General features: G+C 71.7%; 16 protein-coding genes. All 16 read right to left on the minus strand.

Annotation, left to right across the window (positions count from 1 at the left end):
• Positions 1-2: 2 nt before the first annotated feature.
• The 16 genes from ACFYO5_RS10020 to ACFYO5_RS10095 all read right to left on the minus strand — a co-directional run bounded on the left by ACFYO5_RS10020 (position 3) and on the right by ACFYO5_RS10095 (position 23,221).
• Positions 3-650 carry a PIG-L deacetylase family protein gene (locus ACFYO5_RS10020; RefSeq protein ID WP_388706405.1) on the minus strand — a complete coding sequence of 216 codons (648 nt, stop codon included), beginning with the start codon at positions 648-650 and terminating at the stop codon, positions 3-5.
• Complete coding sequence (locus tag ACFYO5_RS10025) at positions 647-1,477, minus strand: glucose-1-phosphate cytidylyltransferase (protein ID WP_388706408.1); 831 nt, start codon at positions 1,475-1,477, stop codon at positions 647-649. Before ACFYO5_RS10025 ends, ACFYO5_RS10020 begins: the two co-directional genes overlap by 4 nt.
• Complete coding sequence (locus ACFYO5_RS10030; RefSeq protein ID WP_388706410.1) at positions 1,474-2,709, minus strand: class I SAM-dependent methyltransferase; 1,236 nt, start codon at positions 2,707-2,709, stop codon at positions 1,474-1,476. Before ACFYO5_RS10030 ends, ACFYO5_RS10025 begins: the two co-directional genes overlap by 4 nt.
• Positions 2,706-3,947 (minus strand): glycosyltransferase, encoded by a 1,242-nt coding sequence (locus ACFYO5_RS10035; protein ID WP_388706413.1) that lies wholly within the window; start codon positions 3,945-3,947, stop codon positions 2,706-2,708. Before ACFYO5_RS10035 ends, ACFYO5_RS10030 begins: the two co-directional genes overlap by 4 nt.
• Positions 3,948-3,949: 2 nt before the next feature.
• Entirely contained in the window at positions 3,950-5,182 is a 1,233-nt protein-coding gene (locus ACFYO5_RS10040) for an O-antigen ligase domain-containing protein (RefSeq protein WP_388706416.1), read from the minus strand.
• 1 nt (position 5,183) lies between these two features.
• Positions 5,184-6,704, minus strand: a complete 1,521-nt coding sequence (locus tag ACFYO5_RS10045; protein ID WP_388707182.1) for a right-handed parallel beta-helix repeat-containing protein — start codon at positions 6,702-6,704, stop codon at positions 5,184-5,186.
• A gap of 247 nt (positions 6,705-6,951) precedes the next feature.
• Entirely contained in the window at positions 6,952-8,919 is a 1,968-nt protein-coding gene (locus ACFYO5_RS10050; RefSeq protein ID WP_388706419.1) for an alginate lyase family protein, read from the minus strand.
• Entirely contained in the window at positions 8,916-11,111 is a 2,196-nt protein-coding gene (locus tag ACFYO5_RS10055) for a bi-domain-containing oxidoreductase (RefSeq protein WP_388706422.1), read from the minus strand. Before ACFYO5_RS10055 ends, ACFYO5_RS10050 begins: the two co-directional genes overlap by 4 nt.
• 17 nt (positions 11,112-11,128) lie before the next feature.
• On the minus strand, positions 11,129-13,063 hold the full coding sequence (gene asnB / locus ACFYO5_RS10060; protein ID WP_388706424.1) for an asparagine synthase (glutamine-hydrolyzing): 1,935 nt from the start codon (positions 13,061-13,063) through the stop codon (positions 11,129-11,131).
• Between the two features lie 3 nt (positions 13,064-13,066).
• On the minus strand, positions 13,067-14,587 hold the full coding sequence (locus ACFYO5_RS10065; RefSeq protein WP_388706427.1) for a Wzz/FepE/Etk N-terminal domain-containing protein: 1,521 nt from the start codon (positions 14,585-14,587) through the stop codon (positions 13,067-13,069).
• Entirely contained in the window at positions 14,584-15,951 is a 1,368-nt protein-coding gene (locus ACFYO5_RS10070; RefSeq protein ID WP_388706430.1) for a Wzz/FepE/Etk N-terminal domain-containing protein, read from the minus strand. The genes ACFYO5_RS10065 and ACFYO5_RS10070 overlap by 4 nt, the downstream gene beginning before the upstream one ends.
• A complete protein-coding gene (locus ACFYO5_RS10075) occupies positions 15,948-17,228 on the minus strand; it encodes a glycosyltransferase family 4 protein (RefSeq protein ID WP_388706432.1) in 1,281 nt (426 codons plus the stop codon). Before ACFYO5_RS10075 ends, ACFYO5_RS10070 begins: the two co-directional genes overlap by 4 nt.
• Positions 17,218-18,534, minus strand: coding sequence for a nucleotide sugar dehydrogenase (locus tag ACFYO5_RS10080; RefSeq protein WP_388706433.1), 1,317 nt, complete (start codon positions 18,532-18,534; stop codon positions 17,218-17,220). The genes ACFYO5_RS10075 and ACFYO5_RS10080 overlap by 11 nt, the downstream gene beginning before the upstream one ends.
• A gap of 73 nt (positions 18,535-18,607) precedes the next feature.
• Positions 18,608-20,086: a sugar transferase gene (locus ACFYO5_RS10085; protein ID WP_388707184.1), complete on the minus strand. Its 1,479-nt coding sequence runs from the start codon at positions 20,084-20,086 to the stop codon at positions 18,608-18,610.
• A 1,113-nt stretch (positions 20,087-21,199) separates the two neighbouring features.
• Positions 21,200-21,610 carry an NAD(+)--rifampin ADP-ribosyltransferase gene (arr, locus tag ACFYO5_RS10090; RefSeq protein WP_388706436.1) on the minus strand — a complete coding sequence of 137 codons (411 nt, stop codon included), beginning with the start codon at positions 21,608-21,610 and terminating at the stop codon, positions 21,200-21,202.
• A 402-nt stretch (positions 21,611-22,012) separates the two neighbouring features.
• Positions 22,013-23,221, minus strand: a complete 1,209-nt coding sequence (locus ACFYO5_RS10095) for a serine hydrolase domain-containing protein (protein WP_388706439.1) — start codon at positions 23,219-23,221, stop codon at positions 22,013-22,015.
• Positions 23,222-23,349 lie beyond the last annotated feature (128 nt).

The following is a 23,349-nucleotide window of genomic DNA, read 5'->3' on the forward strand; positions in this document are numbered from 1 at the left end:
GTTCATTCCCCCAGATCAAGAGTGATTTTGGTGACGGCGAACGCCTCGGCGTAGCGCGCGTGGCATTCGATGCCGCGGATCCGCGCGAGCCCGAGGAACGCCTCCCGGTCGTACCAGGGCCGGTGCCGCTGCGAGGGATAGTGCTCCTGGAGCAGCCGCACCTTGCGTTCGGCGATCTCCGGTGACAGCGGCTGGTACGCCGTCGGACGGCCGAGGTCGCCGTCCCACTTGACGATCTCGTAGCCGAGGACGAGGTGGTCGCGGAACGCGGTGGGTACCAGCTGCGCCAGACCGCGGTGGTCCTGGTGCGCGTCATCGGCGCGCGGAGCCAGGATCACGTCCGGCTCGGTCCGCCCCCGCAGTGCCTCGACCGCCGCCTTGGCCTCCTCCCAGTGCACGGGCAGCCGGCCGTCCGGCATCTTGAGCACTGTCAGCCGCAGGTCGGCACCCGGGCAGAAGACGGCGAGCGCGGCCCGCTCCTCCTCCTCCCGCTCACTGCCACCGCCGGACAGCACCAGCGCGTCGACGCGGACACCCGGCCGCGCGAGGCACATCGCCAGCAGGGTGCCCCCGGCGCCGATGGCGATGTCGTCGCAGTGCGCGCCCACCGCGACGACCCGGTCCGGGCGCCCGGCCCCGAGCCGGATCACGCGGTCCCCACTCCGGCGCCGTCCCTGCCGCCGGTCGCGTACGCCCGCCCACCGTCCCGCTCCCACACGGCCCACGGGCGGTCGCCCCGGGCGTAGCCGGAGTCGAGCGCGGCCCGCTCCTTCACCGTGTCGGTCGGCTTCCAGAAGCCGCGGTGCTGATGCGCCACCAGCCGGCCCCGCTTGGCCAGTTCGGCGCATCCGTCGGCGACCAGGTCCCCGTTCTCCGGGATGTGGTCGAACACCTCCTGGCGGAGCACGAAGTAGCCGCCGTTCTCCCACAGAGGCAGTTCACTCACCGCGGTGATGCCCCCCACCAGGCCGTCCTCGCCCAGCTCCACACAGTGGAACGACGACTGCGGCGGCACCACCATCATCGACGCACCCGCGTCACGCCGGGCGAACCGGTCGATCATCTCCGGCAGCGGGGCGTCGGTGAGCACGTCGGCGTAGTTGGCGAGGAACATCTCGTCGCCGTCCAGGTGGTGGCGTACCCGGCGCAGCCGCTCCCCGATCGGCGACTCGATGCCGGTCTGCACGAACGTGATCGTCCAGTCCGATATGTCGGTGGACAGCAGCTCGGTCCGCCCGCCGCGCAGCACGAAGTCGTTGGACGTCGTCTCCTCGTAGCCGAGGAAGAAGTCCTTGATGTGGTGGGCGCCGTACCCGAGGCACAGGATGAACTCCGTGTGCCCGTAGTGCGCGTAGTAGCGCATGACGTGCCAGATCAGCGGCCGTGGGCCGACCATCGCCATCGGCTTGGGCACGTCGTCGGAGGCGCCGTTGCGCATCCGCATCCCGTAACCGCCGCAGAACAGGACGACCTTCATGCCTTGACCTCGACAATGCTCAGTTCCGGTATGGGGAAGACCAGGCGGCCGCCCCAGGCGTGCACGAAGGACAGCTGCTCGACCAGCTCGGCCCGCAGGTTCCACGGCAGGACGAGGACGTAGTCCGGCCTGTCGGCGGCTATCCGTTCGGGTGGCAGGATCGGGATGCGGGTGCCCGGCGTGAACCTGCCGTGCTTGTAGGGATTGCGGTCGACCGTGTACGGCAGCAGGTCGGGCCGGACGCCGCAGTGGTTGAGCAGGGTGTTGCCCTTGCCCGGGGCGCCGTAGCCGACGACGGTCTCGCCGCGCTCGGCCACGTCGATGAGGAACCGCAGCAGGTCCCGGCGCACCTTGGCCACCCGAGCGGAGAACTCGGCGTACCCGGACAGCTCCCGCAGCCCGGCGGCCTTCTCCCGGTCCAGCACGTCGGCCACCCGCTCGGTCGGCTCACCGGCCGCCTCGGCCGGCCGGGCCCACAGCCGGATCGAACCGCCGTGCGTGGGCAGCAGCTCGACGTCCACGAGCGCGAGTCCGCCGCTCGCCAGCGCCCGGATCGCGGACGCGACCGTGTAGTACTGGAAGTGCTCGTGGTAGATCGTGTCGTACTGGTTCTCCTCGATCAGGGTCAGCAGGTGCTGCACCTCGATGGAGACCCAGCCGTCGTCGGCGACCAGGGCGCGCAGCCCCCGGGTGAATCCGACCACGTCGGGGATATGCGCGTACACGTTGTTGGCGACGACCAGGTCCGCCGGGCCGTGCTCGGCGCGGACGCCCGAGCCGGTCTCCGCGTCCAGGAACTCCGTGAGCGTGGGCACCCCCGCGTCCCGCGCCGCGGCGCCGACGTTCACCGACGGCTCGATGCCCAGGCAGCGGATCCCGCGGTCCACCATGTGCCGCAGCAGATACCCGTCGTTGCTCGCCACCTCGACCACGAAGGCGTCGGTGCCCAGGCCCAGCCGCCGTACGGCGTCGGCGACGAACGTGCGCGCGTGCTCCACCCAGGAGGTCGAGTAGGAGGAGAAGTACGCGTACTGCGTGAACGTCTCCTCCGGCGTGATCAGCGGAGGGATCTGCGCCAGCCAGCAGTCCGTGCAGACCCGCAGGTGCAGCGGGTACGCCGGTTCCGGCCGGTCCAGTTGGTCCGCGGCGAGAAAACTCTCACACGGCGGGGTCGCCCCCAGATCGACGACGCTCGCCAGCGTCGCCGAGCCGCAGAGTCGGCATCGTGTCATCTGCTGTCCCCATCCCCCCTGCTCGCGCGGGTCTCCCCGTCGCGAGACAGTGCTGACCGACCCGCGATCGCGGTGCGGTACCCATCCATCAGTCGCTCCAGCCCGACCGCCGAGCTGAAGTCCTGCTCGTAACGGCGCCGGGCCGCCCGCCCCATCTCCCGGTTGCCGGCCGCGTCGGCCGTGATCCGGCGTATGCAGGAGGCGAGCGAGGCGGGCTCGCCCGGCCGGTGCAGCAGCCCGGTCCTGCCGTCCTCGACGAGTTCGACGAAGGCGCCGTGACCGGCGGCGACGGCCGGGACCCCCGCCGCCATCGCCTCCACGACCACCAGGCCGAACGCCTCCAGCCACGTCGAGGGAGCCACCACGGCGACCGACCGCGCGATGGCCCGCCGGCACTGCTCCTGGTCGTACAGGCCGACGTGGCGCACATCGTCGCGGCCCGCCGCCCAGGCGGCCACCTCTCGCTCCAGCGGCCCCGCGCCCGCGATCACGAGCGGCACGCCCACGCCACCGCCGGCGGCGACCCTCTCCCACGCGGCCATCAGCAGCCGCACGCCCTTGGCCTCCGCGAGCCGGCCCAGATAGAGCAGATGCTCGCCGGCGCCCGTGCGGCAGACGCCCGGGTCGGGCACGAAGTTGTGCTTCACCGCCATCCGCTCGGCCGGCATGCCGGCGCGCACCAGGATGGAGCGCTGCGCCGCCGAGATGCAGAAGAACCGCTCCACACCGGACCACCACCGCCGCCGGTTGAGCGACAGACCGACCGCGAGCGGCACCGTCGCCAGCCGGGAGTTCCGGTAACAGCCGTGGCGGACCGCGGGCAGCGGCGTGGACCCGACGCACTCGGTGCACGGCCGGCCGTCCCGCTGAAGGGTGCCGGGCGGACAGACCTGGGTGTAGTTGTGCAGGGTGGCGACGGCGGGCACCCCGGCGTCGGCGCAGGCGGCCAGCACGGCCGGTGACAGGAGCGGGAAGACGTTGTGGACGTGCACGACGTCCGGCCGCTCGGTGCGCAGCCGGGCGCCGAGTTCTGCCCTGACCGCCGGGTTCCACGGCACCCGCAGCGGCACCCCCACCTTGGCGAGCGGGGACATCGCGGCGATGTCGTCGCTGCGCCGCTCGAACACCTCGACCCGGTGGCCGGCCGAACGCAGCAGCGCCACCTCCTGGTCGACGACCTTGTTCTCTCCGCTCGGCTGCGCCGAGGCGTAGCGGTTGTGCACGACGAGGACGTGCATGCTCAGGCCACCTCCGATCTTCGGGCCCATCGCGGGACGGGGCGTTGCGGGACTGCGGGCGTGGACAGGGGAGCGGCCGGGGCAGGTGCCGCCAGCAGTGACGCGGCCACGGCCAGATGCAGCAGATACGGCGAGGCGTCGCCCAGCCCGGCCTCGGTGTACGACGCGATCGCGCAGTAGCTGATCAGGAAGATCGCGCAGGCCCTCGACAGCGACGGTGGCCGCAGCAACGCCACGCCGCCCAGGACGACGACGACCGCCGCCACCAGGGCGACGCCGGTGATCCCCTGCTCCTGGTAGACGGCCAGCCAGCTGTTGTCGATCGGCAGTCCGCCGAACGACTTGTCGCCCAGACCGGCGCCGAACACGTGTTCCGAGGTGGTCCGGGGCGCGGCCAGCAGGGCGTGCCAGACCTTGGCCCGGCCGGTGAGGCTGGTGAAGTTCTCCTGGCTCTGTCCGCGCAGGAACCACGCCTGCAGCGCGGAGCCGAACCCGACCGCGGCCACGGCGGCGCACAGCACCGCCCAGGCGAAGAACCGGCGGGCGGCGGCGCTGGTCAGGACGAGCGAGGTGATGGCCAGCGCCAGCCCGATGAGCAGCCCGAGCGTGGCCGTGCGGGTATGGGTCAGCGCGAGCAGGACGAGCGCCGGCACGGTGATCACCGCCGCGCTGGTCCTGTCGGTCCGGCGGCCCAGGACGAGCAGTACGGTGAGCCCGATGATCACCGCGGCGTACTGCCCGATCTGCGGCGGGGTGAGCGGCCACAACGCGCCGACCAGCCGCCCGCCGTACAGCTCGGGCAGGGCGGCGCCCGGCGAGATGACCGCGCCGGCGGCCACCGAGCCGAGCACCGCGAAGTACAGGCGGATGTGGTGCCGGACGAACGTGGGACCACCGTCCCACCAGCGGCTGAGCAGCCACAGCGTGCCGACGAAGAGAGCCAGCCGGGCGCAGCGGAACAGCGCGCCGAACCCCGAATCGAGGTGCGCGCTGGAGATCACGCTCGGCACCAGCAGCAGCGTGAGCAGCAGCAGGAAGGCGCTGGCCCGGATGCGCAGCCGGAGGTTGAGCGCCAGCGCCAGCGCGAACGCGGCGACCAGCGCGCCCATGGTGACCATCTGGATGAGGGAGCGGGGCAGCGGGACGATGGTCTTCGCCCCGGCGGAGCCGAGCGTGTTGAGGATCAGCAGCCCCCAGACCACCCCGACGAGCCTCGGCGTGTGCTCCGCGCCCATCTCAACCACCGTCCCGTGCGCGGAAGGTGCTGCCCGCGTCCTGCTGGTACGGCATGGCCTGCCACTGCCCGGAGTCGAGGATCCGGCTCGGGTCGTGGGTGACGAACTGCCATGGTCCGAGGTAGACGTTGTCGTGCCAGCGGTTGTTCTGCTTGCCGGTGATCGCCTCGGCCACCCGCTCGCCCTGGTACGGCGACCAGTCCGGATACGTGCCGTAGTTGGCCAGCACCGCCATCCGGTCGCACTTGACCGTGCAGTGGACGACGGACTTGTCCAGCACGAAGCGGTTGCCGTGGATGTCCACCCGCTGGGTCTTCCACCGGCAGTCGGCGTAGAGCGGTGCGGTGGCGATCCCGGGCTGTGCGCAGCGGGCGGTGTTCTTCACCAGCAGCGTGCAGTCACCGGAGGAGGTGTTGGCCAGGCTGTTGCAGAAGCGGTCGGCGTTCTCCCACAGGGTGATCCCGGACCAGTTGTTCTCCAGCACGTTCCGGTAGATCTCGATCTTGTCCGTGCGGGCCCGGATCCGTGGTTCGCCGCCGGACTCCGACAGATAGACGGTGGCGAAGGGGAAGGTGTCGCCGCGGTCGGCGTACGTGCGGCCCTCCACCCAGTTGTTCCGGCGGATCGTGTTCTCGCGGATGACCGCGTTGTAGCTCGTCTCGTAGATCAGCGCGGCACCGTCGTTGGCCTCGATCAGGTTGCCCTCGATGCGGAAGTCGTTGTTGTTGGTGTCCGCCCACAATCCGGAACCACGGTTGTCGTGGACCCAGTTGCCGCGTACGTCGGCGCCGTCGACCGCCCAGAACTTGACGCCTCCGGTGCAGCCGCAGCCCGGCCGCCGCCGCTCCCAGTCGTCCCGGTTGTTGCCCACGATCTCGTTGCCCTCGACCACCAGGCCGCTGATACGTCCGTTGCCCTTGTACGCGTTCATGCCGTACTGACCGTTGCCGCGCAGGCAGCTGGCGCGCACCCGCTGGCGGGCACCGGCCATCAGACCGGCGCCGGAGTTGTTCTGGACCGTCGCGTGCTCGACGACCCACCCGTCGGCCGAGTCGTGGTTGACCACGCCCTCGTCGTGCGGCGCGACGAAGTTCTGCACGGTCAGGTGGCGGATGGTGACATCGCGGGCGGTGCCGCCGAAGGCGTACTGGTTGGTCCGGCGGCCGTCGAGCACCGCGCCCGGCGCCCCGAGGTAGGTGTCCCCCTTCTTGGGGATGACCTGGGCGTAGCGGTCCGGATCGAGCCTGTGCTTGCCGGGCCGAAGCCAGAACGTGGTGTTCGGGGGGCTGTTCTCGGTCTTGGCGGCCAGGTCGCCAGCCACCGAGGGATCGACCGTCACCGCGCCCGCCGGTGCCTTCGCCGGCCCGGCCGCGGGTCTGTCGCACACCCGGGCCACGGACGGGGGCGGTGCGGCGGTCGGCTTGGGCCGCGCGCTCGGCGTGCTGTCGCAGCCGGTCGCGGCGAGCAGGACCAGCGCCAGCGGTGCCGCCGGCCACGCCCAGCGCCGCCAGGTGACTCCCACGCGTGCCTCCCCGGAGCGTTCCGGGCGGATCCCGGCGACGTCGTCCCGTCCGGGGTCCTCCCGTCCGGGGTGCTCCCGCGCGGCGCGCAGGCCCTGGGAGGTCAGCGCACCCGCCGTACCGGCCGAAAGCCCCAGCACGCCCAGGAGGAGCGTGCGGGGCCGCCGCGCCGGGAGCGCACGCCGACCACGGTCGCCGGCCGCCGCGCGGCGGGCGCTCCTTCCTCCACGGAGTTCCATCCGAAGCCCCCTAGCCCCGGAACCTGAGCACGGTGGTGAACCCCTGCGCGCCGTCGGCGAATCCGGTGCCGAGCAGCGTCGTGGCGGGTTCCTTGCGCCCGAAGCCGGCGGAGTACCAGCCGAGCGGCGGATCGGTCTCGCCGCGATGCGCGCGCCAGGACAGCTCCCCGGGCAGGTCGAGCGCCGCGGAGCGGTCCCGGCCGTCCCGCGTCCAGGTGAGCGTCGCCCGGTTGTCCACCAGGTCCGCGGCGATCGTAGGGCCGAGGTGGAACGCCAGGTGTACGGAGCGGCGCGGGCCGCTCACCTCGTCGACCACCCGCAGCTCCCGGTCGGCGGCGGTCAGCTCCACGCGGCGCCGGTGCACCGAGCGCTGGTAGCCGTCGTGCTCGGCGCACCAGCGGACCGTCCCCCCGCCCGAGGTGCCGGACGCGTCCGCGACCAGGACGCGGCTGCGGGCCTGTCGGGTCCACAGGAACGGGCCCCCGGAGACGGACTGGTCGCCGCCGTCGAGCCGCAGGGTGTTGTGGCCGAGGGTCGACCGGAAGTACTGCCTCCACTCGGGCTGCCCGTGGTAGCAGTACGTTCCCGGGTCGGCGAGCACGTCGACCCCGTCGTGCCGGACCTCCACGGACAGCGCGTCCGCGTGCGCGTGCGCGGCGATGGACAGGAATCCGTGGGGACCCCCGTCGCAGCGGCACCAGATCTCCTCCGGTCCCCGCAGGATGGTCATGCCCGCGTCGGCGAAATGGGCCGGTCGCCTCGCCGGACGGGACACGGACGGTGCCGTTCGGTTCTCCGGGTACGGCCGGATGAGCGCGGCCAGCAGCGGGGAGCGCACATCGGTGCCGGTCACCTGCGGCCACCAGGCGAGCCGGCCGAACACGGCGTCCCCGGTGGTCAGCAGCGAGGCCCAGCGGTCGGTGCCCGCGCCGTCCACGACCAGACCGTGCCCGTCGTCCGCGTCCCCCTGGCGCGGCGGTCGCAGCCGGTTGTCCACGACGGCCGCGAGCGCGTCGGTCATCCGCAGCAGCACCAGCCGGACCGACGCGGGGACCGGCACGCCGCCGGCGTCCGCCTCGGCCAGCGCGGCCAGGCCGAGTTCCAGCACCAGTCCGTGATACTCGGTGGCCAGCTCGCGGTTGAGGCCGGAGCCGAAGGTGTTGCTCCGCAGCTGCCGCTCCAGCGACCGCAGCGCGTCGGCCCGCCAACGCGCCGAGGAGGGGAACCAGCCGAACGCGCACGCCGCCGCGAACTGCCCGGCGGCCTCCGCGATGACGTGGTTGTTCGCCGACGAACCCCGGCTGGGGAAGGCGGCCAGCCACCGCTGGTGATGCCAGATCTGGCGGAGCGCCACCGGGTTGCCCTCGAACAGGGCGGCCACGCCCGGCCAGCCGTCGAGCAGCCTGCGGATCCACACCCAGGACAGCAGCCGGATCCCCAGCTCGATGCCGCTGGTCCAGTGGGCTCCGCGCAGCGGCGCGTTGCCCGCCCACCACGACCGCAGATGCGCGGCCACTCGCTCGGCGTACCGCTCGTCCCCGGTGATCGCGTAGGCGGCGGCGAGCACGGTGAGGTACTGGTGCCGGGACAGCTCCCAGATCTGTTTGATGTCCCCGACCGCCTCCTCGTCGCGGTACGGCACGTCGAAGGCGTAGCCCCAGGGAGCCCGGCGCCCGGTCTTCGGGTCGTACCACCAGTCCGGGTCGACGAGGTCCTCGCGCTCCACCCCGAAGAACTCGGCCTTCCCCGCCATCAGCCGGTCCGCGTCGGCGACGAGACGTTTCGCGGCGTCCGGCGGCACCGCGGCGATCGTGCCCGCGGGCAGTACGGCGGTGAAGCGGGCGCCGGTCACGCTCGGGCAGTCCGGCCGCGCCGACCGCCACCGCCGTCTGCGCACCGCGTCGCCCGCCCGCCCGCCGACCTCCCGCGGTCCCATCCGGGACAGTCGCCGCAGGTACCAGCCCGCGCTCATCGTCATCGTGCCCGCGCCAGCGTCACCGGGGCGCCGCCGACCAGACTGGCCCGTACGGCGAGGGTGGCCGCCGTGGTGGCGACCAGCGACTCCAGCGGCACCGGCATCGGCCCGCCGGTCCGCACGGCCCTGACGAACGCGGCCAGCTCGGCGGACTGGCCCTTGTCCCGGGCCTTGGGCAGCCGTGAACTGACCCACCGCTTACGGCGGCTGTCGTGGACGGCGGCACGGACGAAGTCGTCGAGCCGCAGCACCTTGCCGTCCGCGACGAGGTCCAGCGTCTCCTTGGGGAAGCCGGGCGCGCCGGTGGTGACGTAGCTGATGGTGGCCGTGGAGCCGTCCGGGTAGCGCAGCACGACCTGGAGATCCTCGTTGCCGGGCGTGGTGAGCGCGTACACCGAGACCGGGTCGGCCTCCAGCAGCCAGCTCGCCGTGTCGATGAAGTGCCCGCCCTCGCCGGCGAACCGCGAGCCCTGGGAGCCCTGTTGGAGGTACCAGCTGCCGTGCTCCAGCCGGCCGGCGTTGACCAGGTAGCGGACGCTCGCCGGTCCGGTCCGGGCACCGAACCGCTTCCTGGCCTCCTGGAGCAGCGGCGCGAACCGGCGGTTGAAGCCCACCTGCAGCCGGTCGTTGCCGGACTCCTCCACCGCCGCGAGCACCGCGGCCAGTTCGTCCTCGGTGAGCGCCAACGGCTTCTCCACGAACACCGCCTTGCCGGCCAGCAGCGCCCTGCGGGTCAGTTCGGCGTGCGAACTGTGCCGGGTGACGACGAACACCGCGTCGACGGACCCGTCGCCGAGCACGGCGTCGAGATCGGTGGTCGCCGCGGCGAAGCCGAACTTGCGCTGTGCGTTGGCCGCGGACAGTGCCGTCGTGGTGACGACCGTGGACAGCTCCACGCCCTCGCGCCGCGCCAGGTGCGGCAGCAGCATCGACTTCGCGTAGTTCCCCGCGCCGACGAACGCCAGCCGCACCGGTGCTGTGGCGGACCGGGCCGGGCGGGACGGTCCACCGCCGCGCCGCACCGCGGGCACGGCCACCGCCGGGGTCTCCGCCTCCCCCGCCTCCTGCGTCTCCTCGGGGTACCGGAAGAGCACGGCCACGGCCTTCAGGTCGCCGTCCTTCAGGCTCCGGTACGTCTCGACGGCGTCGTCGAAGTCGGCGATGCGGGAGACCAGGGGCTCCACGTCGACGCGGCCGCGGGCGACGAGATCGAGGAAGCACGCCAGGTTGCGGCGCTCGGTCCAGCGGACGTAGCCGATGGGGTAGTCACGCCCTTCCAGTTCGTACGCCGGGTCGTAGCGCCCGGGTCCGTAACTGCGGGAGAACCGGACGTCGAGTTCCTTCTCGTAGTACGCGTTCCACGGCAGGTCCAGACGGCACTTGCCGATGTCGACGACCCGGCCGCGGTCCCGGCTCAACCGGGCGGCCAGCTCGACGGGCTGGTTGCTGCCACCGCCGGCCGCCAGGTACACCTGGTCCACGCCGTGACCGCCGGTGAGTTCGGCGACGGCCGTTTCCACGGCCGCCGAGGCCGGATCGCCGCAGGCCGCCGCGCCCAGGCGCTCGGCCAGGTCGCAGCGCGCCGGGTCGGGGTCGGCCCCGACGACGAGGACCCCGGAGGCGGCGAGGAGCTGCACCACCAGCTGCCCGATCAGCCCCAGGCCGATGACGAGCGCCACCTCGCCGAGCTGCGACTCGCCGCGCCGGACGCCCTGCAACGCGATCGACCCGACGGTGCCGAAGGCCGCGTGCCGCGGCGCGAGCCCGTCCGGCACCCGGGCGTACAGGTTCTTCGGCACCCAGTTCACCTCGGCGTGCAACGCGTGCTCGTTGCCGGCGCAGGCCACGAGGTCGCCGACCTTCACATCGTCGATCCCGGTGCCGACCTGCTCGACCACCCCGCACAGCGAATAGCCCAGCGGCGTGTAGGAGTCCAGCTTGCCCATCACCTTGCGGTAGGTGGCGGGCACCCCGTTGGCGGCCACGCTCTGCACGACCTTGGCCACCTGGTCCGGCCGGGAGCGTGCCTTGCCCAGCATCGACATGCCGGCCTCGGACACCTTCATGAGTTCGGTCCCGGTGGAGATCAGCGAGTAGGCGCTCCGGACCAGCACACCGTCCGGCTTGCACCCCGGCACCGGCACGTCGAGCAGCGTCAGTTCGCCGCTCTTGTAGTTCTGCACGACCTGCTTCATCCGAAGTCCTCTTGTCTCTACGCCGTCGAGGGAGAGTGATGGCCGGCCCCGGAGGTCGCGCCGCGATACCAGTACTCGAGGGTCAGCACATGCCACAGATGCTTGGAGTGGTCCCGATGCCCGGAGGCGTCCTCGGCGGCCAGCCGCGCCAGCGCGTCGCGGCGCAGGAACCCGGAACGGACGAGTTCACCGTCGTTGATCACCTCGCGCACCAGCGGAGCCAGATCCCGGCTCATCCAGGCGCGCAGCGGGGCGCTGAACAGGCCCTTGGGCCGGTACACGATCTCCCGGGGCAGGACCGAGGCGGCCGCTTCCTTGAGGACGGCCTTGCCCTGCCGTCCGACGATCTTGCGGTCACCGGGTACGGCGAACGCCGCCCTGACCACCTCGACGTCCACGTACGGCACCCGCACCTCGGTCGACGCGGCCATGCTCGACCGGTCCGTGTAAGCGAGGTTCAGGCCCGGCAGGAACATCCGGGCGTCGCCCAGGCACATGCGGTTGACGAAGTCGTCGAGATCGTTGTCCTGGTAGATGTCGGCATGCTCGGTCAGCACGTCGTCGACCGTCCCGGCCAGGTCCGGATCGATGAGGGCGAGCAGCTCGTCCTGGTCGTACATGGTGTAGCTGCGCCGGAACGCGGTCTCCTCCGGCAGATCGGCGAAGGAGAGGAACCGCTTGGCGAAGCGCACCGACCGGTACCCGCGGCGGGCCGTGGAGACCGGCAGCCGGTCCACGGCCGAGGACAGGGCGCGCCGCAGGGGCCGCGGCACGCGCTGGTAGCGCACCGCGAGCAGGTTGGCCAGGTGCTTGCGGTACCCGGCGAACAACTCGTCGGCGCCCATCCCCGACAACATCACCTTGATCCCGGCTTCCCGGGCGGCCGAGCAGATCAGGAAGGTGTTGATCGCGGCGGGGTCGCCGATCGGCTCGTCCAGGTGGTAGGTCATCCGCGGCAGCAGGTCGAGCACGTCCGGCGCGATCTCGATCTCGTGCAGGTCGACGCCGAACTGCTCCGCCACCTGCCGCGCGTAGCGCAGGTCGTCCGGCATCGCCTCGAATCTGGCGTCCTCCGCGCGGAACCCGATGGTGTAGGCGGAGATCCCCGGTCGGTCGCGGGCCGCCAGCGCGGTCAGATAGCTGGAGTCCAGGCCGCCGGAGAGGAAGGTCGCCACGGGGACGTCGGAGAGCAGGTGGCGCCGGGTCGACTCCTCGACGACAGCGGCCAGGTCCGGTAGCTCGCCGTCCCGGGCCCGCTCCCGGCCCTCCGCGGCGACGTCCCGCAGATTCCAGTACCGGCCGCGCTCCACCCGGCCGTCGGGCCGGCACCGCAGCCAGCTCCCCGGCGGCAGCTTCTCCGCCTCCCGGAACGCGCACCGTGAGTCCGGCACCCAGTAGTACAGCAGCGAGGCCACCAGCGCCGCGGGGTCCACCTGCAGCGACCCGCCCGTCACGGCGGCGAGGGCCTTCAGCTCGGAGGCGAACATCAGGCCTTCGCCGCGCCGGAGCAGGAACAGCGGCTTGATGCCGAGCTGGTCGCGGGCGAGCACCAGGTCACCGGTGCGCTCGTCGAAGATCCCGAACGCGAACATGCCGCGCAGCCGCGGCAGGCAGTCCGTGCCCCAGCGCCGCCACGCCTCCAGCAGCACCTCCGTGTCGGACGTACCGCGGAAGCGCACCCCGGCGGCTGCCAGCTCGGCGCGCAGCTCCGGCGCGTTGTACAGCTCCCCGTTGTACGTCAGGACGAGGCCGCCCGAGGCCATCGGCTGGGCGCCGGTCTCGGACAGGTCGACGATGGCCAGCCGGCGGTGCCCCAGGTGCACCTCGCCGTCACCGGCGGGGTGGCCGTACCGGCCCGCCCCGTCCGGACCGCGGTGGGCGAGGGTGTCGGTGAGCCGGTCGGTCACGGCCTTCCCGTCCGGCCATCGGTAAGTGCCTGCGATGCCACACATGTCCTACCGTGCCTCCTGGTCGCTGTCCGGTACCCGTGCCGCCCGGATCGGCGGCCGCTCCGTCCGATGCCGGCCCGACCCGTTCTGCCGGGCGGTCCGCTGGCCGAGGCCGCGCAGCGCGGTGCGCGGCCCGTCCCACAGCGTGCCGTCGGTCCTGTCCCGCGGGTCGGCGTCGATCAACACCACACCGATCACCGGTACGCGCTGCTCCGCGAGCTGCCGCGCCACGGTGTGCAGCCATGCGGCGCTGCCGTGCCCGGCACGCACGACGAGCACGGTCCGTGTGCCGAGGTACCGCAGGTCGGTCCACGCCGTGCCGGGCGCCACCGAACCGACGCCGATGCGGTGCTCCTGATGCGCCCCGGCCGCGGCCCGCTCGCCGCTGACCACGGTCGGGTCTCCCGGCTTCGGGCGGCGGTCGGTGAGCTGCGGGCCGGGCAGACCGTCGACGACCACCACCGGCCCCTCCGCCGCCAGCGCCCGGGCGAGGTCCAGGGCGATCACGCTCGCACGGCGCGCGCAGCCCAGTTCCAGCAGCGACACCGGTTCCGCGGAGTCGCGCACCGTACGGGCCAGGGACGCGGTGAGCCGTTCGCGTGCCGTCCGGATCCGTCGGCGCCGCCACGGCGTGGCCGAGCGGCGGGGCAGTTCCGCGACGACCGAGGCGCCGAGGTTCGCCGCGATCTCCCGGCGCAGCACGGGGCGGTCCGCCACCACCGTGCCGACCGCGGCCACCACCAACCCGAGGACGAACCCCAGGACGAGGCCGATCGCGGCGTTGGTGGCGGCGGCCCTGGGCAGGGAGTGCCGTACCGCGCGCGGGGCGTCCACGATCTGCGTGCCGGCGATGAGCCGGGGCGCGCCGACGCGCGCTTCCGCGGCGCGCTGGCCGAAGTCGGTGATCCGCGAGGTCAGCTCGGCCCGGCGGGCGAACAGCGACTCCTGGTCCGCCGACGCCTTGGGTCCCGTCTCCGACGCTCCGTCCCCGATCGCCTTGTTGACCTGGGCGAGTTCGCCCCGCATACGGTCACGCTGGTCGAGCAGGGCCTTGGACTCGGCGTTCGCGGCCTCCTGGATCCGCCTCACGTGGTCCGCGACGAACGCCTCGGCCAGTGCCTCGGCGCGGGCGACCGCCTCCGCGTCGCTGTCACCCGTCGCAGTGATCTGGAGCAGGTTGTTGGTCAGGCCGATCCCCTCGTAGTCCTCCATGAAGTCCTCCGGCTTCTCCGGGGACCCGAGGGACCGCAGGGCCTTGTCGGCGATCCGCGTGGTCCGCAGCAGCGCGGCGTCGGTGCGGATCAGCGTGCCGGGATCGTTCGGCTGGTCGTCCTGATGCGCGACCAGGACCTTGGTCACCGCGGTCGGCGGCGGCGGCAGCAGCACCGCCGTCGCCACGCCGACGAGCAGCCCCAGCAGCGCCGCGGAGCACCAGAGGCGGCGCCGCCTCCGCACCGCCACCACCAGTGCCTGGAGGTCCAGCAGCGGAGCGGCGGCAGCCGGCTCCGACGTCGTACTCGTGGTCACCGTGCGTCTCCCGTCGCGTCGTCGCCATCGGCGAGCGTCGGCGTGGCGGCCTCCCGAGGACGGCCGGCGGACCGCGTCGAACGGGTCCGCACCTGGCCGGCGAGGACGATGCCGACGACCTCGTGCTTGGCGTCCGCGCACGCCTCGGCGACGCCGGTGAGCTGCGCCGCGGTCCAGCTGCCCGCGCTGACCACGACCAGGGCACCGCACTCGTCGTCGCGGTCGGGCACCAGGGGCTGGGCCACCGAGACCTCCACCACCCGCAGCAGCGGATCGTCCTCGGCCTCGGCGACGAGCTGCCCGGCGGCCCGGTGCGCGATCCCGTCGCCGTCCGGGACGACCACCAGCAGCCGCCGGGGGGCCGGCAGCCGGTCCCGGAGGCGGGCGCACACACGCCGGTAGCGGATCCGCCTGCCGGCGTCGTCGCCGGACGTCAAGGGGGCCGGTACGTCCCACCGGACGTCGACGCCCAGCAGGCGACGGATCCGGGCCCGCGGGCCGCCCTCTCGCGGCCGGTGCGCGCCCCCTTCACCCGGTACGTCGACGGTGCCCAGCGACGCCGAGCCGAGCGCCGCGGCGATCTCCGCCTCGCCGCGCAGTCGGCGACTCATCCGTGCGGCGGTGAGATGGCCGATGACCGAGAGCAGGAAGAACAGCAGCGCCCCGCCGAGGATGAGCTGCATCCGCGTCGGCGGTGCCTCGCCGGTCGGCAGGGCCGCCGGCCCCATGACGACCAAGGTGGCCTGGTCGGCGGCCGGGTCCGCCTGGTCCAGCTTGTTGATGGCCCCCTGCAGCGCGGTGCGCAGCTTCGTGAGTTCGGTGCGGGTCTGCACGCTCTCCACGGTCCGCCCCGGACCGGCCGCGTCGGCCAGCTCGGTGATGCGGCGGTTGGTCTGCACGACCATCTTCCGCAGGGCGTCGAGCTGTGTCGCCGCTTCCGGGTCGGTGTCGTCGCCGACGATCCGCGCGGCGAACGTGACGAACTGGTGGGCCACCTGGTCGGAGAGTCGCTGTGCGCGCTCCGGGGTGTCGGCCGTACCCGAGATCCTGACGATGTTCCCGTCGGCGGCCGCGGCGCTCACCCGGTCCCGCAGCTCACTGCCGCCGACTCCGGGCCAGCCGAGCGCGGCGGCCGCGCGGTCCACCACCACCGAGCTGGTCGCGATCTCCGCCTGGGTCAGCAGCTCGCGCTCCTCCCACGCCCCCGGCAGCAGTACCGACGCCGACGTCGTGTAGCGCGGCGGGAAGAGCAGGGAGGCGCCGTAGCCGACGAGCGCCCCCACGACGGTGAGGACGGCGAGGAGCCGCCAACGCCGACGGAGTATCCGCCCGATGGTGACCAGACGGATCGTGTCATCACTCAACGGCGCGGCCTCTTCCCTGCCTGGTACGGGTCGCCCGCCGGCATCGGAGCGCGGTCACGGCAGGCAGCGGTGTAGGCGGCGAGCAGCGACGCCTGCGAGTTCCGCCAGGAGAGCGGCCCGCTGATCCGCTCCTGGCCGATCCTGCCCATCCGGGCCCGCTGCTCCGGATCGTCCAGCAGCCGCGCGACGAGTTCGGCGAACCGGGCCTCGTCGTTGGCGGGCGCGTAGAGGGCGGCGTCACCGGCGGAGACGCGCGCTTCCCGGAGGTCGAAGGAGACGAGCGGCCGGCCCATCACCATGTACTCCAGGACCTTGTTCATGGTCGACACGTCGTTGAGCGGATTGTGCGGGTCGGGGGAGAGGCACACGTCCGCGGTGGACAGGTAGCGCACCAGGTCGGCGTCCGGAATGCGCCCGGTGAACTCCACCTGATCCGACAGCCCGAGCCGCCGGGACAGCTCCACCATCGCGTCGAAGGTGTCCCCGCCGCCGACGAACACCGCGTGCCAGTCGGTCCGCCCCAGCTCGTCGCGGAGCTTCGCGAGGGCCCGCAGGGCGTAGTCGACGCCGTCCTGGGGGCCCATCACCCCGAGATAGCACAGCAGATGGGGCTTGCCGCGCTTGAGTTCCGGCTCCGGCGGCACCGGGTGGAACCGGTCGATGTCGGGCGCGCTGCGGACCACGAAGACGTCCGCCGGCCGCCGGCCGCCACGGCGTACCGCGACGTCCCGGTAGCTCTCGTTCGTGGCGAGCACGACGTCCGCGGCCCGGTAGGTGAACCGTTCCAGCGCGCAGACGGCGCGGTAGAGCACGTCTTCGCCGCGGCCGAACCGGGAGAGGTACAGCTCGGGTACCAGGTCGTGCTGGTCGAAGACGAACCGGGCGCCGCGCCGCTTCAGCCACAGCGCCGGCAGGAACAGCAGGTCGGGCGGGTTGCAGGCGTGCACCACGTCGACCGGACCGACCTTCCGGGCCAGCCGGAAGGTGTGCCACAACGCCGATCCGTACTCGCGCAGGTAGCCGGCCGGTCCTCCGGTGGCCGCGCGCAACGGGTAGCGGTGGATCCGCACCCCGTCGATCTCCGCCTCCAGCTCCGTGTCCCGCTTACTGCCCTGGGGACAGATGACGTGCACCTTCCAGCCCGCGTCGCGCAGCGTCGTGCACTCCTGCCACACCCTCCGGTCGAACGGCACCGAAAGGTTCTCCACCAGAATCAGCGCGCGCCGGTCCGGCCGGTCGCCGCCGGCCGTGTCGTCGAACGACGTGTCACCAGGCAAGGCCCACGTACCCCGGTTCGGTCCGGCGCGTATCGGCGTCCGGAAGGTGGATGAGGTCGATGATCACCGGGCCGTCGCCATGGGGCAGCGCGGACAGTACGGCCGGATCCCTGGTGCCGACCAGGCACACCTCGGCGTGCTCGAGCACCTCGTCGACGGAGTCCGCGAGCAGCTGTGCGAGGTGTGGCAGCCGGGTCTCGATGTACTCGCGGTTCGCGCCGAGCAGCCGGGACAGGCTCACGTTGGCGTCGTAGATCTTCAGGTCGTACCCCCTGCCGAAGAGTCTCTCCGCCAGCTCGACGAGCGGACTCTCGCGGAGGTCGTCGGTACCGGGTTTGAAGGACAGCCCGAACAGGCCCGCCCGGCGTTTTCCGGTGCGCTCGACCAGCTCCACCGCGCGTTGCAGATGGTCGGAGTTGGAGGGCAGCACGTGGGAGAGGATGGGCACCGAGACGTCGGCCCGGTGCGCCGCGTGGACCAGGCTGCGCAGGTCCTTCGGCAGGCAGGAGCCCCCGAAGGCGAAACCGGGCCGCAGGTAGGCGGGGCTGATGTTCAGCTTCCGGTCGGCGAGGAACACGTCCATCACCTGGTGCGAGTCCACCCCCAGCGCCTGGCACACCGCGCCCAGTTCGTTCGCGAAACCGATCTTGAGACCGTGGAACGCGTTGTCGGCGTATTTGATCGCCTCGGCCGTCGGGACCGGCACCCGGAACACCTCGCCGGGCAAGCCGTCGTACAGGGCGGTCACCGCGTCGCCGCTGGCCTGGTCGAGTTCGCCGATGACGGTCTTGGGCGGGTCGAAGAAGTCCCGCACGCTCGTGCCCTCGCGCAGGAACTCCGGGTTGACGGCGACCCCGACGTCCACCCCGGCCGTGCCGCCAACGTACTTCTCCAGGATCGGCACCAGCAGGTTCAGGCAGGTGCCCGGGAGCATGGTGCTGCGGAACACGACCGTGTGCCGCCCGCCCCGCTCGGCGAGCGCGGCGCCGATCTCCTCGGTGACACGCTCCAAGTACGTCGTGCACAGACTGCCGTTGGGTTCCGACGGCGTGCCCACGCAGACCAGGGACACCTCGCTGCCCCTGATCGCCTCGGCGACGTCGCCGGTGGCGCGCAACGCTCCGGTCCCCACGACCTCGGCGATGAGTTCGCCGATCCGCTCCTCGACCACCGGGGCCTTGCCGTCGTTGACCAGGTCGACCTTCACCTGGTTGACGTCCACCCCGATGACCTCATGGCCCATGCTGGCCAGGCACGCGGCCGACACGCAGCCCACGTAACCGAGCCCGAAAACGCTGACTCTCATGACGCGTTCCTCCCCCAGGGCAGGCCCTTTCGGCCTGCGGTCCGCGCGCCGGCCCGACGACGGGCCCGGCGCATCAGTAGGCCCCGTGCCCGTAGAGCACCGCGCGCAGCGTCTTCCACAGGATCACGGTGTCCAGGGCCAGCGACCAGTCCTCCACGTACCGCAGGTCCAGCCGGACCGCCTCCTCCCACGACAGGTCGCTGCGTCCGCTGATCTGCCACAGGCCGGTGAGCCCCGGCTTGACCAGCAGTCGCCGCAGGATGTCCGGGCCGTACGCGGCGGACTCCTCCGGCAGCGGAGGTCGCGGACCGACCAGCGACATCGATCCGGTGAGCACGTTGAGCAGCTGCGGCAGCTCGTCGATCGAGTACCGGCGCAGCACCGCTCCCACCCGGGTCACCCGCGGATCCCGGCGGAGCTTGAACAGCGGGCCGGCGCCCTCGTTGCGGTCGGCCAGCTCGGCGCGTGCCCCGTCGGCCCCGGCGACCATGGTGCGGAACTTGAGGATGGTGAACTCGTGGCCGTCCTTGCCGACCCGGCGCTGGCGGTAGAACGCCCCGCCGCGACTGTCCACCAGCACAAGCAGCCCGACCGACACCATCAGCGGCGCGAACAGCACCAGCAGGAGCGCCGCGCCCAACCGGTCGACGACCTCCTTGACCGCCCGGCGGCCCCCGGTGAAGGTCGGCATGCTCACCCGCAGCAGCGGGATCCCGAGCACCGCGTCGACGTGCAGCCGCGGACCGGCCACCTCCATCAGCACAGGGGCGACGACCATCTCGGCGTCGCCGCCCTCGAGGTTCCAGGCCAGTCGCTGGAGCCGGTCCGGTGACCAGTGCGGGTCCGGTGTGACCGCGACGACCCGGTAGCCGTCGCGGCGGACATGGCCCGCGACGTCCGCCAGCCGGCCGACGACCGGCACCCCGTCCAGTTGGTCGCCGTCGAGTCCGAGACCGTCCGTCGTGCACACGGCGTCCACCCGCCAGCCGAGGTGCGGGAACTTGCGGGTCCGGCTGATCAGGTCGCGCACGGTGGCCACGCTGCCGGCGGCGAGCACCGGCCGCAGGCACCGGCCTTCCTTCCGCTGTTTGTGCAGCCACAGGCGCAGCAGATACCGCGCGGGCATCGTGACGAGCGCGATCGCGGGGATCGCGACGAAGATCCAGAGTTTGATGTTGCGCGAGGTGAGGGCGATCCCGCCGAGCGCCAGTACGACGGTCGCCGTGAACAGTGAGCGTCCGAGCCGACGGAACTCCTCGGCGCCCTGGCCGAGCACGGCCGGAGCCCATGCCCGGCTCACCGCCAGTGCCCCCAGCACCAGCAGCTCGGTGCCGAACGCGAGAATTCCCCATTTCTCGTGCCAGTTGGCCGCGTCCCGAGCCCCGAAGAAGTTGCCGATCGCCGCCACCACCGAAGCGGTGGCCACGGTATCGCTGATGATCACGGTACGGCGGTACCGCTGCTCCCAGTCGATCGCGGGCCGGCTGATCGCCCCGTCCGTCAGACGCCCGCTCGCCGACGGAAATGGGCTGACTATCTCCCCTTGCCGCACAGAACCCCCCAGGTTCCCCAGTTGTTCGACGTGCTCGCCCGACACTGTTCCTCCCTAGGAAGGCCCCCAGTGCCGCGCTGCTCCTCCCCGCGGGAGGCCCCCGCCTCCCGCACATGACGTCCCGGCTATTGCAGAGTCACTTGAACAACTCACCCTGGCGCGACGAACATGCGTGTCCGCCCGAACTCTCGAGACGTGCGGGAACCCGTCGATACCTCGGGTGCTCCCTGCACCCAAGGCCCCCTCCCGGGCTCAAAGGAATTGATCATCCCCACGTCCGGCGCCGGCGACGCGTTTGCTGCCTTTCGGTAACGCCGGACCTATAGATCACTATTGATCGCCTCGTGTCCGATCAGTGAAGCATGGTCAATCTAGACCATCACGGCCGGTATGAAGAGAGGATGTGTGTAATTTGTGTTCAAGGTTTGAGAGTTGATCAACTTTGGGGTAAGCGAGCGGGTTGGAGCACGCGGTGCCGTTCGTCGCCCGGGCCGGTCGCCCGGAGCGCCTCGGGCACCCGCGACGGCCGCCGTGGTGTGCGTACAGCGGAACGTCGTCGCCGGACCGGAGGCCGTCGAGGGCCCGCTGCACCTCGCCGGTGACTGAGGCGCACGGCTGGGTCGGCACGGTGGTCGGCGGCATGCCCCGGGGCGAGCGGGGCCGCCTCACGGCCCGGGTGCACGGCTCTCGCTCGGATTGAGCCTTGCTGACGGCCGGCTCAGGCAGGGGCGCGCCGTGAGTCTCGGCAGACGTGACGCCTGGGGCGCTCCGAGACGAGGCGTCGTTGGGCCCCGGCACCTCTGCTCAAGGACAGCGCGAGCGGGCACGGCACGAGGGTCCGGCTGGGCCGTCGATCGGTGGGCGGTGCCTGTTCCAGCGGAATTCGGCCACGGCGTACGGATACGTCGCACGGTCCCGCAGGGCGAGCCGGTCGGGGTGGTGGCTGAGACAGGCCGGGGCAATGTCAGCGCCGTCGGTTCTTCCCGCCACCGGCACGGCGATAGGCGGTGAGTGAGTTTCGGGGTCTGCTGTGCGATTGACGTAATAGGCGAGGTGGCGCCTGATACGAGAAACCGGCGAATTCACCGCGACCTAACAGTTGCGGGACCAACCTCAGTTGATGATTTCGGCGCGATCATCCAGGCGAATTGCCGCCAGCCGGTCTCGCCACATCTGGAGGGCTTCGGGTGTCTGTCGCGTCCAGTCGGTGACCTCGCCGACAATCCGGAGCGGCTCTTTGCTGCGATAGGAGCGGGTGGGATTCCCGGGGAACTTCCTGTCGGTGACGTTCGGATCGTTCTCGAACTCGCCGGTCGGTTCTACGACATACACGCGCGGGGCTCCTTCACCGGCGGCGAGTTCGGCGGCGAGTCCCGCGCCGTCGCGCAACGCGGTGAAGTAGATGTGGTTCATCACGATCTCGGGCCGGTAGTTCGAACGGAAACCGGCGGTGAGGTGATCTCCGATCCGCAGCTCGGCCTTTGTGCCGTGAAAGAACGGCCCTTCGTCCAACACCTCGTCCATCGCCCCAGGTTATCAAACCGGGCTGTGACGACGTCCGAGCCGTCGAGGACGGTTCGGACGTCGTGATCACGACGGCGACAGCGAGATCATCCAGCCCTGACCAGGAGTTGCAGAGCGACCGACCGTCGTCGGTACGGACGCCGCTTCGACCGGCTCGAAGGCATCTGCGGCACCGTCACCCGGTATGACGTGACCGCCACTTCCGGCGAAGCGGCGGTCACACGCGAGTCGTTCCTCCTCCGGGCGGGATCCGTTCGACGACGGGCCCTCCAGGGGGAGGCGTGAGGACTCACTCGGCCGGTGGGCGGGCGACAGGCCCGCCGTCGGTCGCCGTCGGTCGTCATGCCGGGGGCAGGGTCCGGGGGTCGGCTCGTCAGCCATGTGCCGACGGTTCGGGCGTGGTCATCGACGACCGCGGACGACGTCCGGTGCGATCTCCTCGCGGAACCCGCCGTCTGCCGCTGCCGCGGTCCTGAGAGAGGCCGCCGTCGGCGCGACGCCGCAGAAGGCCGCCTCCACCGTCCCGCCCAACGTGGTGTTCACCGTCCCGTTGTTCGAGGTGTTGGCCATGGAGGTCATGGTGCGGCTGCCGTCAGGGGTGCCGAACGCCCAGGTGTAGTAGCCCTGCACGGTGCCGGTGTGCCCGTAGACCGTCACACCGCAGGACAGCTTCCTGGCGCGCAGGCCCAGCCCGTAGGACTGGCTGCCGTCCGCGTTGACGGGAACGGTGGTCATCATCTGCCGCAGGGCGCTCTCCGGGAGCAGCGCGCCGGAGAACAGGGCGCTGAAGAAGGTGTTGAGGTCCTCCGCGTTGGAGATGACCGCGCCGGCGGACTGCGCCCAGGAGACCGTCTGCTCCGTGGAGTCCACCAGGGGGAGCGTCGTGTCATCCGGTCGCAGATAGCCGCGCGAGGAGGATCCGGCGATGCCGACCAGGGGGTGCACGTAGGAGGTGTTGCCGAGCTTGAGCGGCTCGAAGATGCGCTGCTGGTACTGCTCGGCCACCGGCTTCTTCGTGAGGTGCTCGATGATCTGGCCGATCACCACGAAGTTGGTGTTGGAGTAGCTGTAGCCGGATCCGGGTGTGATGGTCAGCGGACGCGCCGTTGATTTGTTGATCAGTTCCTGGAAGGTGAATGTCTTGTTCCGCACCGCTTCGAAGCCCGGGACGGTCGAGTAGAACATGTCGTTGGTGTAGTCGTAGAGCCCGCTGCGGTGGCTGAGCAGGTGCCGCACGGTGATGGAACTGCTCGGCAGGGGAGTGGGCAGGTACGTGTTGGCGGGCGCGTCCAGGTTGACGAGGCCCTCGGAGACCAGCTGCATCAAGACGACTGTGCTGAAGGTCTTGGTGACGCTCCCGATCCGGAATCGTCGGCCGGTGTCCATTCTGGCCCCCGTGGCAGTGTTCGCCTTGCCGCTCGCGACGCCGTAGTAGGTGGCCTGGTCGTCGATGAGGGTCAGCGCGCCGGGTGCGCCCTGCGCCATGGCCTGTCGCTGCACGGCGCGGACGGCCTCGATGTTCGGCGCCGGTAAGGCCGCGGCGTGTGAGGGTGTGGCGAGGGTGGCAAGCGTGACACCCGCGACGATGGCGCCCATTGCTCGAATGCGCATGCGAAACCTTCTCTGGGACAGGTCGACGGATGTCGACCGAGGCTGGAGGGGTCTTCGGTGCTTTTCGTCGTCCGGCGATGGTGGCGGCGACAGTGGTGCGATGGCAGGGCCGAGCCGGTATCCGTGTG

Origin of the sequence: Streptomyces sp. NPDC006259, from assembly GCF_042870975.1 — a bacterium.
Classification (GTDB): Bacteria; Actinomycetota; Actinomycetes; order Streptomycetales; family Streptomycetaceae; genus Streptomyces.